Annotated in this window: 10 protein-coding genes and 1 tRNA gene; 2 read left to right on the top strand and 9 right to left on the bottom strand. The window is 63.1% G+C overall.

Annotation, left to right across the window (positions count from 1 at the left end; all coding sequences use genetic code 11):
• Nucleotides 1-277 precede the first annotated feature (277 nt).
• The 3 genes from porQ to lon form a co-directional block, all read right to left on the bottom strand.
• Complete coding sequence (gene porQ, locus FDY95_RS13410) at nucleotides 278-1,339, bottom strand: type IX secretion system protein PorQ (RefSeq protein ID WP_138078273.1); 1,062 nt, start codon at nucleotides 1,337-1,339, stop codon at nucleotides 278-280.
• 72 nt (nucleotides 1,340-1,411) lie between these two features.
• Nucleotides 1,412-1,654 carry a DUF7660 family protein gene (locus FDY95_RS13405; RefSeq protein ID WP_138078271.1) on the bottom strand — a complete coding sequence of 81 codons (243 nt, stop codon included), beginning with the start codon at nucleotides 1,652-1,654 and terminating at the stop codon, nucleotides 1,412-1,414.
• 71 nt (nucleotides 1,655-1,725) lie between these two features.
• Nucleotides 1,726-4,188: an endopeptidase La gene (gene lon, locus FDY95_RS13400; RefSeq protein ID WP_138078270.1), complete on the bottom strand. Its 2,463-nt coding sequence runs from the start codon at nucleotides 4,186-4,188 to the stop codon at nucleotides 1,726-1,728.
• A gap of 419 nt (nucleotides 4,189-4,607) precedes the next feature.
• On the opposite strand from lon, the gene FDY95_RS13395 reads away from it, so the two are divergent.
• Nucleotides 4,608-6,614, top strand: a complete 2,007-nt coding sequence (locus tag FDY95_RS13395; protein WP_138078269.1) for an OmpA family protein — start codon at nucleotides 4,608-4,610, stop codon at nucleotides 6,612-6,614.
• Between the two features lie 427 nt (nucleotides 6,615-7,041).
• Entirely contained in the window at nucleotides 7,042-8,019 is a 978-nt protein-coding gene (locus FDY95_RS13390) for a T9SS type A sorting domain-containing protein (protein ID WP_171025670.1), read from the top strand.
• Between the two features lie 33 nt (nucleotides 8,020-8,052).
• Here FDY95_RS13390 and FDY95_RS13385 read toward each other — a convergent pair whose 3' ends face one another.
• The 6 genes from FDY95_RS13385 to FDY95_RS13355 all read right to left on the bottom strand — a co-directional run bounded on the left by FDY95_RS13385 (nucleotide 8,053) and on the right by FDY95_RS13355 (nucleotide 13,440).
• Nucleotides 8,053-8,550, bottom strand: coding sequence for a DUF6702 family protein (locus tag FDY95_RS13385; protein WP_138078267.1), 498 nt, complete (start codon nucleotides 8,548-8,550; stop codon nucleotides 8,053-8,055).
• A gap of 100 nt (nucleotides 8,551-8,650) precedes the next feature.
• Nucleotides 8,651-10,042, bottom strand: a complete 1,392-nt coding sequence (locus FDY95_RS13380; protein ID WP_138078266.1) for a M50 family metallopeptidase — start codon at nucleotides 10,040-10,042, stop codon at nucleotides 8,651-8,653.
• Nucleotides 10,043-10,199: 157 nt separating this feature from the next.
• Nucleotides 10,200-10,466: a four helix bundle protein gene (locus FDY95_RS26815; protein ID WP_138078265.1), complete on the bottom strand. Its 267-nt coding sequence runs from the start codon at nucleotides 10,464-10,466 to the stop codon at nucleotides 10,200-10,202.
• 48 nt (nucleotides 10,467-10,514) lie between these two features.
• Nucleotides 10,515-11,681 carry a 1-deoxy-D-xylulose-5-phosphate reductoisomerase gene (locus FDY95_RS13370; protein ID WP_138078264.1) on the bottom strand — a complete coding sequence of 389 codons (1,167 nt, stop codon included), beginning with the start codon at nucleotides 11,679-11,681 and terminating at the stop codon, nucleotides 10,515-10,517.
• 249 nt (nucleotides 11,682-11,930) lie between these two features.
• A tRNA-OTHER gene (locus FDY95_RS13365) sits at nucleotides 11,931-12,003 on the bottom strand.
• Between the two features lie 87 nt (nucleotides 12,004-12,090).
• Nucleotides 12,091-13,440, bottom strand: coding sequence for a hypothetical protein (locus FDY95_RS13355; protein WP_212744901.1), 1,350 nt, complete (start codon nucleotides 13,438-13,440; stop codon nucleotides 12,091-12,093).
• Nucleotides 13,441-13,466 lie beyond the last annotated feature (26 nt).

Genomic DNA, 13,466 nt, shown 5'->3' with positions numbered 1-13,466 from the left:
CAAAGCCGTGCCGTTCTGGCAGATGGTATGGTTGCTCCAGCGAAACGGCCCCATTGGCCGTCATTGCGAGCGAAGTGCGGCAATCCTTCCCCTATTAGCACCGCCGACCCAATGCCTGCTGACCGAAAACAGCTCCGCCCGAAGACGTTCGAACGACGTTTTCGGGCGGTAATCTTTTTAGTTGGTGCCGGTTGGACCGTCGTGCTACTAGAGGAAAGATTGCTTCGCGTTGCTCGCAATGACGGCCGGTACTGCCGTTTGCCCGTGGTACCGCGGCTCAGTTCTTCTTGCTGAACAGCTCGTCCACGTTGCGGGTCAGGGTGATGTAGTTGGCGCCGCCCGAAACGTGGTACATGGCGCGGGTGTACTCGAACTGATACGCGCCCAGCCGGAGCATGCCGCCGAAGGCCAGGCCGGCCCCGCCGGAGGTGTTATCGAGGCGCAGCTCGCGGCGGCGCATGTGGTTGTACGACACGCGGATGTTGAAGCCCTTGCCCAGCAGCAGCTCCCCTCCTACCGTGAAGTGACGCGCAATCTTGTCGCCGACGCTCTTCTTGGGCACTTTGGTGGTGCCGTCGAGGCTCTGGGTGCGGCTCTGCAGGGTGTCGAGGTACACGATGTCGAACTGCTGCAGGTGGTGGGCCGTGATGGTGAAGCGCACCGGCATGTGCTCGGGCTTGATGGAAGTACCCAGCTGCACATCCAGGGGCAGCGGCTCCCGGTTGCTGCCGTCAAAGGGCTTCACCTGGTAGCCGACGTTCTTCACGGCTAGGCCCACCGTCCAGTCCTTTTCAGGATGCTTGAACACGCTGCCCACGTCGAGCAAGGTGGCCATGGAATGATTGCCGGCAATACCGGCTACGGCGAAGCGGGCCGTGGCGCCCATGGTGAACGGCCCGACGGTGTGGGCGTTGCTCAGGCTGAGGTGGTAGTCATTGACCGAGAACTTGCCCATGGGGTTGCCGGCCGGGTCGTACATGTCGAAGTCGCCGTAGCTGAGGTACGAGAGGCCGAAGCCCCAGCGGCCGAGCTTCTCGGAGTTGCGCACGTAGGCGGCCGTGCTCTGCTTGATGTCGCCGAGGTAGCCGCCGTAGCTCAGGGCCAAGCGGCCGTCCATTTCCGAGTTCAGCAGGGCCGGGTTGCCGTAGAGCATGTTCGGGTCGGCGGTGCGGCCCGAGACGCTCATGCCACCCACGCCGGCCAGGTAGGCGGCGGGCGGCAAACTCAGCGAGGAAAACGCGCTCTGCCCACCAATCTGAGCGTGAGCAACCGTGAGGCCGCCGGCAAAAGCGGGCACAACCAACAAAGCACGAAACAGGCGGCGTACGGGTCGAATCATTACAGCTAAGATACAACAGGGATGCGCGAGGCTAACGCAGCCGGGGCCGTTTTATGATACGTCGCGGCGGCTTTACTCGTAGATGCTGGCCGCCCGCAGGATGCTGGCAAACACGCGCCAGCTGATTTGCCGGGGCACTTCCTGGCCGGTGTTGCGGTAATATCCTTCCATGTCCTCAACCCAGCGTCCCAACGCCTCCAGATAATCAGCCAACTTACGGTTTTCCCACTGCGGTGAATTATCGGCCAAATCCTGCTGCAGAGCGGCCATAAACTGGAGAAAATCGGCCTTGCTGCGCACCTGTTCAGCATCCATAGTCGTAATCAGAAAGAAGCCCCGCCTCAGCTATTCGGCTGAAACGGGGCTAAAGTATCTAAACCAACCGGCTACTGCACTTCCACCTCGTGCAGCGGCGCCGGGGCTTTTTCTTCCTCGCGCACCACCAGCTTCAGCGGCTTGGCCACCAGCTCATCCAGCAACGCCACCTGCAGCACGTCATCCACGCGGTCGGCGTAGTGAATCTGCAGGTCTTTCACGTACTCGGCCGGGATTTCCTGGATGTCCTTACGGTTTTTGTGGCTCAGGATGATGTCCTTGATGCCGGCGCGCTTGGCGGCCAGCACCTTCTCCTTGATGCCGCCTACCGGCAGCACCTTGCCGCGCAGGGTGATTTCGCCGGTCATGGCCAGGTGGGAGCGGATTTTGCGCTGTGTAAACACCGAGGCAATGCTGGTGAAGATAGCAATGCCCGCGCTCGGACCATCCTTGGGCACGGCGCCCTCGGGGAAGTGAATGTGCAGGTCGTACTGGTCGAAGAGGCGGTAGTCGATGCCCAGCTCCTCGGCCCGGCTGCGCAGGTAGCTCAAGGCCGTCACCGCCGATTCCTTCATCACGTCGCCGAGCTGGCCCGACAGCGTGAGCTTGCCCCGGCCCCGGCTCAGCAGGCTTTCGATGAACAGAATGTCGCCGCCCACGCTCGTCCAGGCCAGGCCCGTCACCACGCCGGCCGTGTCGTTGTCCTGGTACAGGTCGCGGTCGAAAATGGCCGCGCCGAGGATTTTGGTCACGTCCTCGGGCTCCAGCTTGGCCGGGAAAGGCTGCTTCATCGCCTTATGCTTGGCCACGTTGCGGGTGAGGGCGCCCAGCTTGCGCTCCAGGCTGCGCACCCCCGATTCGCGGGTGTAGTCGTCAATCACGCGCTGCACGGCGGCGGTGCTGATGCTCACGTCCTTGGCGGTGAGGCCGTGCTCGGTCACCTGCTTAGGCCAGAGGTGCTTTTTGGCAATCTGGGTTTTCTCCTCCAGCGTGTAGCCCGTCAGGTCGATGATTTCCATCCGGTCGCGCAGGGCGGGGTGAATGGAGTCGAGCGAGTTGGCGGTGGCAATGAAGAGCACGCGCGAGAGGTCGTACTCCACTTCCAGGTAGTTGTCGGTGAAGGTGGAGTTCTGCTCGGGGTCCAGCACTTCCAGCAGGGCGGCCTGCGGGTCGCCGCGGAAGTCGGAGCTGAGCTTGTCCACCTCGTCCAGAATCATCACCGGGTTGGAGGCGCCGGCTTTCTTGATCTGCGAGATGATGCGGCCGGGCATGGCGCCCACGTAGGTTTTGCGGTGCCCGCGGATTTCGGCCTCGTCGCGCACGCCGCCCAGGCTCAGGCGCACGTACTTGCGGCCCAGCGCCGTGGCGATGCTGCGGCCCAGGGAGGTTTTGCCCACGCCGGGCGGGCCGTAGAGGCACAGAATCGGGGCGCGCAGGTCCTGCTTGAGCTTGAGCACGGCCAGGTACTCCAGGATGCGCTCCTTCACCTTTTCCAGGCCGTAGTGGTCCTGGTCGAGGATTTTGCGGGTGCGCGTCAGGTTGAAGTTGTCCTTGGTGTACTCACCCCAGGGCAAATCGAGCAGGAACTCGGCGTAGTTCAGGCTCACCGGGTACTCGGCGGCCATGGGGCTCATGCGGCCGAGCTTGTCCAGCTCTTTCTGGAAGTGCTTGGCCACGGCCTCGGGCCACTTTTTGCCCTTGGCGCGCAGGCGCAGCTTGTCCAGCTCCTGGTCGGGGCCTTCCTGGCCGAGCTCGTCCTGCAGCACTTTCAGCTGCTGGCGCAGGAAATAGTCGCGCTGCTGCTGGTCGAGGTCGGTGTGGACCTTGTTCTGGATTTCGTGCTTGATTTCGAGCAGCTGAATTTCCTTCAGCAGCAGTTCCAGCAGGCGGGTGCCGCGCTGCACGCCCTCGTTGATTTCCAGCAGCTGCTGCTTCTGGCCCACTTCCACGTTGAGGTTGGAAGCCAGAAAGTGAATCAGGAAGGCCGGCGACTCGATGTTGTCCAGCGCCACCTGGGCTTCCTGCGGAATTTCGGGGTTGAGCTTGAGCATCTTGGTGGCCGCATCTTTCAACGAGGCCACCAGGCCCTTGATTTCCTTGGTTGAGCGCGTGGGCATCAGCTCGGGCAGGTACTCCACCCGGGCCGCGAAGTAAGGTGTGCTCTGCGTCACCTCGCCGATGCGGAAGCGCTGCTGGCCCTGAATGATGATGGTGGTGTTGCCGTCGGGCAGCTCCAGCAGCTTCAGGATGCGGGCCATGGTGCCCACTTCGTAGAGGTCGGCAATGGCGGGGTCCTCGGCGTTGCCGGTTTTCTGGGCCACCACGCCCACTAGCTTGTCGCCGCGGTAGGCGCGGCGCACCAAGCGGATGCTCTTTTTGCGCGTAACCGTGACGGGCAGCACCACGCCGGGGAAGAGCACGGTGTTGCGCACGGGCAGGATGGGCAGCACTTCCGGCGTTTCCCCCGGCTCGGGCGTCCCCTGCTCCGGGTCGGCCGACACGACTTGCACCAGCTCGTCGGGTCCGTCGGTCATGAGGTGAAGCCCGGCGGGCAAACGCGGATCGGATTTTTTAGGCATAGCTAGGGAAAAGGGCGGCAGCGCCAGAATGGCAGCCCCGGGCCGCGCAAAGGCTCCCCGGGAAACGAAGATACCGCTTTGTCAAGTGCCGTGCCATGCCAAAATGCGCGGCCACTGCGGCAGAACTTACCATTAAACATCCATCGGGAGAGGAGGCTAGCAAGCCGTTGCAGCGAAGAAGTAGCGAGCCAGAAGCCGCACAGCTGCAAGCAGAAGGGTATATCAGCCTGAAAATTCTCAATGGCTCCTCTGCTTATTTCACAAATTCACAACCTTATACCCTCCTGCCTTGCAATACCGTAGCGCTTCGTCACCGAAAAGCTATATTTTTGAGGCCTTTCGCCTCCCACGCCGGGCTCTGCGCTGCTCGATCTATGCTTCGTTTGATACGCCAGTATTTCTTGTTACTCGTCGGCCTGCTCGGATTATCCGGGGTGGCGCTGGCTCAAAAAAATCTACCCAATCAGCAACGCGCCCTCAAAGGCAGGATTACCCGGCAGCTGCGCGTGCGCCCCGACGCCACGCCCGACTTCATCAACATCAACCGCATCCCGTTCTTCGAGGACAAAAAGCAACTGCGCGAAATTGCCAAGGCCGAGAAGCGCAAAAACTGGACGGCCGCCCGCAACCTGCTGGAGAAGTACGTGGCCCAGTTTGGCATCGAGAACTTCTACAAGAACAACATGATGCTCTGGCGCATGGGCCAGCTATACGAGCGCACCGGCAACGAGGACAAAGCCAAGGCTTACTACCGCCTCGCCTTGAAGCACCACCGCCAGGACGTGACGAAAGTGCAGCTCTACTACGACTCGCTGGAGCAGAAGGACGCGGACCTCTACGTGCCGCTCAAGACCTACTACGACATTGTGGAGTACCGGAAGAACATTGCCACTTTCCGGCCGCCCAAGGGCGTGTACACCAACATGGGCGCGGGTATCAACTCGCAGGTGGAGGACTACGGCCCGAGCTACAACGACGACTCGCAGCAGCTGATTTTCTCCTCCAAGCGCAAGACCCGCGGCATTCACAACACGGTCGATGAGGACCTGTACGTGGCCAAGCGCGAGGGTGAGTCCTGGCTCGACGCCACGCCCCTGCCCAAGCCCATCAACTCGCCCTACAACGAAGGTTCGGCCTGCCTGAGCAAGGACGGCACCACCATGTATTTCTCGCGCTGCGAGTGCCCCACCTGCCACGGCAACTGCGACCTGTTCGTGTCGAAGTTCAAGAACGGGCAGTGGACGGTGCCCCAGAGCTTGGGCATGGCCGTCAACTCCACCGGCTGGGACTCGCAGCCCACCCTCTCGCGCACCGAGGACACCTTGTACTTCGCCTCGGACCGTATCGGCGGCTTCGGGCTGTCGGACATCTGGTTCACCTACAAGCTCAAGAACGGGCAGTGGGCCAAGGCGCAGAACATGGGCCCGATTATCAACACCCGCGAGAGTGAGGTCAGCCCGTTCTACCACCCGCTCTACAACGTGCTGTACTTCTCGTCGCGCGGGCAGCTGCTGAACTTCGGCGACTTCGACATCTACAAGGCTTACCGGGTGGGCGGGCGCTGGCAGGAGCCCATCAACATCGGCCCGCTGGTCAACGGCAAGGGCTCGGAGTACTACTTCACCATCGACGCGGACTCGAAGAACCTGTACTACGCCCGCTCGGAGGAGAAGCAGATGAAGAACCTGGACCTCTACTCCTTCCCCTTGCCGATGGAGGCCCAGCCGCTGGCCACCACGCACGTCGAAGGCTCACTGATTGACTCCGTCACGCAGAAGCCGCTGGGAGGCATCATCAGCATCATCGACGTGGACAACGGCATCGAGGTGGCCTCGAAGTACGTGCGCCCCGACGGCTCCTTCGACTTCGACCTCATCGACGGCTCGAAGTACGTGATGCTGATTCAGAGCCCCGACTACTTCACGCTGGAGAAGAAATTCGACCTGAAGGCCGACACGGTGATGAAGTTGATGACCACCAGCATCGACTACAACATCCCGCTCATCTTCCGCAACATCGAGTTTGACGCGGGCAAGGCTACCATCCGCACGGCCATGCACCCCACCCTGGACCGCATCGTGACGTTCATGGTGGACCACCCCGACACCAAGCTGCGCATTGCCGGCCACACCGACGCCGCCGGCGACCCGGACGTGAACGAGAAACTCTCGCAGGACCGCGCCGACGCCATCAGCAAGTACATCGAAGCCAAGGGCAAGCTCAAACCCAACCGCATCGAGAGTCGGGGCTACGGCAGCACCGTGCCCTTGCGGGAGGAGCGCACCGAAGAAGATATGCGCACCAACCGGCGCGTGGAGTTCCGCCTGGTGAAGCCCGAAACCGAGCAGAAGCAGGCCAAGGAAGGCGGCGGTTGGAATTAAGCAGCATCCCCTCGGTACGTCGGGCGGCGCGCCCGCAACAGCGGTTACAGCTGCTGAAACTGTTTCGGAAGCGCCCGGGAAGCCGTGCGCTTTCGGAGGCTTACGCTTGCTGATTCTGGCCGGTCACTTCATTCGCTGAGCAGGCTATTAGGCCAAGCTAGCTCCCGCTATTATATGCCTGCCGGGAGTGGCTGATAAAGCCGGCCGCCCTGTTGGATTTATTAATTATAATTTATTATTTATATATCAACATTTAATTCAAACCCCTAATATGATGCTATCCGTTTCGACCGGCCCCCGGCGTATGCTGGCGCTGCTTTTTGGTTTTCTGTGGGCAATAGCAGCCCAGGCCCAAGCTCCGGCGGCCACGTCCTTGCGGGTACTATACTCCTGCCGTGAGAATCCACCAAGTGCTATCCGAGGAGCAGTGGCTTCGTCGTTGAGCGCGGCTAAGCCGACCGTCATTCCAGAGGTGCGCCTGGTGTACCTGGTACCCAGCGACCGGACGCTGAATAGCAGTTATGCGGTAGCCATAGCCAATGCTGGGCGGGTACTCAAGCAGTGGTACCAGGGGCAGTTGGGCAACACCAGAACGTTCGATCTGCACACCCCGGCCGTTGATGTTGTGCAGAGCACGCACCCGGTCGCGTGGTATCAGAGCAACGGCGGCAACGGCTTTGCGCAGTTCTACTACAATGCGGCGCAGGACGTTTTCGCCGCTATTGGCGGTGGCTACAACGACCCCAACTACGTGTACGCCATTTACATCGACGCCGAATCGGCCTGCGGGCAGTGCGGCGGGTGCGGCGGCAGCGGGGTGCTGGTCGTCGGCTCCAATGATCTGAAGGGACTGGTGGGCCAGCCCAGCATCCGCTACTGCGCCACCGATCCGGCGCCGGTGCAGTACCCGCCGTGCCGCTGGGTGGGCGGCCTGGGGCACGAGCTGGGCCATTCTTTCGGGCTCCCGCACCCTCCCGGCTGCGACCAGGGCCTGCCCACCTGCGACTACAACGACATCATGTGGGTGGGTTACGCGGCTTATCCTGCCACGTATCTGAACACCGCCGAACTGGCAACGCTCAACCAGAGTCCTTTTTTCAAGGCTCAAAGCCCGTTCGCGTCGGGGCTGGCTTCCTGCAACAACCTGCTGCTAGGCAGCCGACCGCAACAATTGGCGGCGCCCGAAGTCACGCCCAATCCGGCCCATGACCTCCTGACCGTACGCTGGCCAACGCCCCTGACCGCGCCCACCACGCTCGTCCTGGCGGATGCTCTCGGCCGGCCGCAGCGCCGCTACGCCATCACGCAGGGTTCCGCCCAATCGGTGCTGGACGTGCAGGGGCTGCCCGCGGGCGTTTATGTGCTGCGCTACGGGCACCTCAGCCAAAAGCTGCTGCTGCAGTAGTCCCAGTTGCCAGCCCTGGACTGGGCCACTGGCTTACCAGCTCAGCCGCTGCTCCTCGTTGCCCTCACGAAACAGGGCGCTCTGCTTTTTGCCGCCGGCTTCGAGGTTCACGATGTTCATCTGATCCGGAAACTGCTCCATGAGCAGGCGGTGGCGCAGCGTCAGGCTACGGGCCGAAGCGGGCAGCTTCACGCTGAAGTACAGCCAGTGCGCGTCCTTCTCCACCTGCTGGCCCGCGTAGGTTATCGGCAGCGCCTCGCCCGGCTTGGTGCCGATGGTCACGGTGCGGCGCAGGTAGCCGGCCAGCAGCGGCGTGAGCTGGGCCGCGGGCACGTCGGCCAGGCTCAGGTGCCGCGGCTGCCCGGCCGACAGGGCCGCTTCCAGGTCATCGGAGAAGATTTTCAGGGCTACTTCCAGCTGCTGGGTTTTCGCGTTGACGCGCGCTTCCATCACGCTGGCGTGGTAGGCGTGGGCCCAGGCCGCCGTGACCAGAGCGAGCAACAAAGCCCCGAGGGCGAGTAATCGACGCATAAACAGGAGAATCTACCGGCCGTAACACCGCCGGGAAAAAAGTAATGCCATCTTCCGCGGCGGAGGATGGCATTACGCGTTTCAGCGGGCCGCTGCGGGCTTAGAAAATCGACTTGAAGATGTCGTTGAAGAACACAAACACCATCAGGCTCAGCAGCAGCACCATGCCCACTTTCTGGGCGTTTTCCAGGAATTTGTCGGAGGGCTTGCGGCCCGAGAGCATTTCGTAGGTCAGGAACATCACGTGGCCGCCGTCGAGGGCCGGGATGGGCAGCAGGTTCATGAAAGCCAGCACCATCGAGAGCATGCCGGTCAGAAACCAGAACTTCTGCCAGTCGAACTTGCCGCCGTACTGCTGGGCAATGGCAATGGGCCCGCCCAGCGACTTGCGGGCCGACGCCTCGCCGCGGAAGATCTTCCCGAAGGCTTTCAGCTGCGCCCCGATAACGCCAAACGCCTGCTTGGTGCCGCGCGGAATGGCCTCGCCCAGCCCAAACTGCCGGTTACTGAAGCTCAGCAGCGACTTGGGCCGGAAGCCCACCTTGCCGTCCTCGTCGATGCGCATATGCAGCGTGACGGGGGCGCCGTTGCGCAGCACCAGCACGTCGGTGATTTTGTCGGCCGGGGCGGGCGGCGTGGTTTTGCCCGTCACGCCGTTCACCACGCGCTGCAGCAGCGAAGGTTTCTCCACGCGGTTGGCGTTGAGGGCCAGGGCCTGCTGCAGCTCCGAGAAGAAGCGGATATCCTGGGCGCCGACGCGGGTAATCTGGTCACCCGGGAGCAGGCCGGCCTTGGAAGCGGGGCCGCCTGGCACTACTTCTTCCACCACAAACGGGTCGCGCGGGGCCACGAAGAAGGCTTCGTCGCTGTCGGAAAGGCGGTCCATGAAGTCCTTGGGCACCGGAATGTCGAGCAGCTGCCCGTTGCGCTCCACGGTGTAGTAGCTACCGTTGCCCAGAATCACGTCGGGGGCGTACACGTCGTTGAACTCGTCGAACGGGCGGCCGTTGATTTTCACGATTCTGTCGCCGGTGCGGAAGCCCAGCTGCTCACCCAGCTTGCTCGGGGCAATGCCGAACTTTTCGGCCTCCTTGGCGGGCAGAAAGTCCTCGCCGTAGGTGTAGGTCAGCGCCGAAAAGATGACGATGCCGGTGATGACGTTGACGATGATGCCGCCGAGCATCACGATGAGGCGCTGCCAGGCCGGCTTGGCCCGGAACTCGTAGGGCTTGGGCGGCCCGCTCAGCGCGTCGGTGTCCAGCGACTCATCGACCATGCCGGTAATCTTGACGAAGCCGCCCAGCGGAATGGCCCCGATCATGTACTCCGTTTCGCCAATCTGCTTGCCGAAAATCTTGGGCGGAAAGCCGATGGAGAACTTCTCCACCCGCATGCCGAACCACTTGGCCGAAATCATGTGCCCGGCCTCGTGCACGCCCACCAGGATGGAAAGGCCCAGCAGCAGCTGGCCGACCATGATTAAAATTTCCATTCTAAAATCAGTTGTCAGTTGTCAGTTGAGAGTTGTCAGTCGGTTTTGCGCCGGACGAAGGCGTGAGGGTTCGGTAGTAGCGAATGAAGCCTTGCAACAGCTTGCGGCATTCACTCAGAGCGGCTAAGGCCACCGTTAGTTGCTCCGGGTTTAGGTATTATTGATCCGCCGCGAGGTAACACTGCGTTTCCAGTTCGAACAAGGAGCCTCGCGCCACGAAGAGAAACTGAATCGTGTCGCGGGCGTGCTGACGGCCGCAGCCCTCGGCAATATTCGACGGCACCGAAACGGCGGCCCGCCGCATCTGGTTGGTCAGCCCCAGCAGTTCTTCCCGGGGAAAAGCGCGCGTCAGATCGTACATCAGGGCTACCAGGGCCCGACTGCGCTGCCACACCAGCAATTCGGTGTACGGACGGTCGAGCATGGCAACGAATCTGACTGACAACTAACAACTCGCAACTGACAACTGGTACTACTTCACCAACTCCGCCGCCACCCGGCGGGTTTCCGCGTCGGTCTGCACGTAGTCGTCGAGGGAAGGCTCGGCAAGGTACGAAACCCGCGTCAGGCAGCTTTCCACCACCTCGGGCAGCTGCAGAAAGCCGATCTGCTCGCGCAGGAAAGCGGCCACGGCTACTTCGTTGGCGGCGTTGAGCACGCAGGGCGCGTTGCCGCCGCGGCGCATGGCTTCGAAGGCCAGCGGCAGGTTGCGGAAGGTGGCCCCGTCGGGCTGCTCGAAGGTGAGCGTGGGGTAATCGAGGAAGCTGAAGCGCGGGAAGTCGTTGGGCAGGCGCTCGGGGTAGCCTAGGGCGTACTGAATGGGCAGCTTCATGTCGGGCAGGCCGAGCTGGGCCTTCAACGAACCGTCGCGGAACTGCACCAGCGAGTGAATGATGCTCTGCGGGTGCACCACCACCTCGATCTGCTCGTTGGTCAGCCCAAACAGCCACTTGGCCTCGATGACCTCCAGGCCCTTGTTCATCAAGGAAGCCGAGTCGATGGTGATTTTCGCGCCCATCTCCCAGTTGGGGTGCTTCAGGGCCTGGGCCCGGGTCACCTGAGCCAGCTCCTGCACCGAACGCCCGCGGAAGGGCCCGCCCGAGGCCGTCAGGATGATTTTCTCCACCGCCTCGGGCTGCTCGCCCACCAGGCACTGGAAGATGGCCGAGTGCTCGGAGTCGACGGGGTAGATGGCCGCGCCGTGTTGCCGGGCCAGGCTGGTGACGAGCTGCCCGGCCACCACCAGGGTTTCCTTGTTGGCCAGGGCAATGGTTTTGCCGGCTTTCAGCGCCGCCAGCGTGGGCAGCAGACCGGCGTAGCCCACCAGGGCCGTCAGCACCACGTCCACGTCGGGGCGGGCGGCCACTTCGGCCAGGGCGGCGGCGCCGGCCATGACGGTGGTTTCGGGCTGATTGGCCAAGGCCGCTTTCACGCCCGCGTACTGGGCCTCGTCGCCGATGACGACCACGGCGGGGCGAAACTCGCGGGCCTGCAGCACCAGCAGGTCGGCGCTGCGCTGGGCCGTGAGCACGGCCACGCGGAAGCGGCCGGGCTGGGCGCGCACCACGTCGAGCGTCTGGGTGCCGATGGAGCCGGTGGAGCCCAGCAGGGCCAGGGAACGGGGGTGGGAAGAGGTCATGCGGGAAATAGCGGCGGGACGGGAGTACCGGGAACAACAAAGGTAAGGCGCTTCGGCGGCCGGGCCCGCATGTGGCCCGAGCCAAGCGGCCATCCAACCGCGGCATCGTCCGTTGACAACGGCTCAGGCAGGCTGCGCGACCCGAACGCGGCAATCAAGGAAAGCGGCGCTCATCTGTGGTTGATGCGCCAGCATGGGCGGCGGTGCCTTCCCCGGGAGCAGCGGGCGGCTGATCGGGGCGAAAAAGGGCTCTGGTAGCCGGGCTCGAACCGGCGTCCACCCGGAAATCGAGCCGGGCGCTCTTCCACTGAGCTATACCAGAGTTGGTGGTGAGAGCCGGGCTCGAACCGGCGTCCGCCCGGGTGATAGAGCCGGGTATTCTTCCACTGAACTACCTCACCGGCTGCCATTAATTGTCCTCGGGCCGCAGGGGCTGCGCCGGTTTGCCCGAGAAATAACGGTGGCGCTTGAGCACGGCGGCAAGATACGGATTCGCCACACTCACGCCGTGTACCAGTTCGGGAGTGGGCCGGAAGGCCACTACTCCGTGCGGGCGCGGGGCCAGCCAGCCGGTTTTGTAGGCATCGAGGCCGGCGCGGCGGCACACGTTTTCTACCTGCGTGCGGGTGCAGCGGGCCGTGCCGGCCAACACCTCCCAGGGAAACGGCAGCTCGGCCCACACGGCCGTATTCGGGTCCAGGTCGCCGCCGCTGCTGCGGTGCCAGAAGGCTACGTCGGCGGCCATCAGGCGCATGACTTTACCAAAGCACAGCTCGTCGAGCACAAACTCCATTCCCAGCGCGTAGAGCAGGTTCAGCCAACTGTCGCGAGCCTTGTTCCAGGCGCCGGCCGCCGCATTCCAGGTCGAGGAGTCGTCGCCGCGCTTCACCACCATCGTCGTGGCCCGAAAGTCGTTCTGCGCCCAGATGTCGCCCAGGAAATCGGCCAGATCGGTCAGAAAAGCAGCCCGCTGGCCCAGCAGCTCGCCTTTCTGAGCCTCGGTGAGCTGGGCCAATACCTCGGGGGCGGGGTACACCTGGGCCACGGCCCACCAGTTGGGCGCCGCGGTAGTCGGGGCGAGGCCCGAGCCCGTCAGCCGCAGAAACAGCATGTGGGCCACTTCGTCGTAGGGGCGCTGCTGGCTTTGGTTGGTGAATTCGCTGCGCACGTTGCAGCGGGCCGTGTAGTAGGCAATGAAGGCCGCGGTGGCCGGGTCGCGGGCAAATTCCTCGTAGCTGATGCGGTGCGCAAACTTGTGCTTGGCCACCTGTTCCTGCTCCAGCTTGCGGTACTCGCGCAGCAGGCGGTACAGCTTCTGCTCCAGGTGGCGCAGGCTGCGAAACAGCTTGTTGTAGCGGCGCTTCGAGAGGTCGAGGCCGTCGGCGCGGCGGGCTTCCCGGTTGAGCCGGTCGGCCTCGTAGTGGTGGTGGTCGAATTCCTTGCCGATGAGCGGATTCAGCTCCCGCAGCAGGGTTTCGATGGCGGCGGGGTCGTCGAAGCGGGCGGCGGGGTCGGGCGTTACCCGAAACAGTTCCGCGGCTTTGCCGGCTTGCTTATCGGCCCCGACCACCGCGCGGAAGGTCTGCTGCATGGCGGTGTACTGCCACATGCTCCGCCGGATGGAATGGCGGGCGGCTTTTTCCAGGGTCGCCCGCTGCTGCGGCGTCAGCTCCGCCTGCAACAAGGGCAGCAGCATATCGGCCACATCCTCGGGGCGCCGACGCTGCCGCAGGGTATCGTAGAGGGCACGTAAATCCATCAGTTACCAGAGTAGAATCGAGGAAA

This window comes from Hymenobacter jeollabukensis (assembly GCF_005771675.1).
In the GTDB taxonomy this organism is placed as follows: domain Bacteria; phylum Bacteroidota; class Bacteroidia; order Cytophagales; family Hymenobacteraceae; genus Solirubrum; species Solirubrum jeollabukense.
Note: the sequence above shows the minus strand (reverse complement) of the source record. Positions and strands in the feature narration are given on the sequence as shown.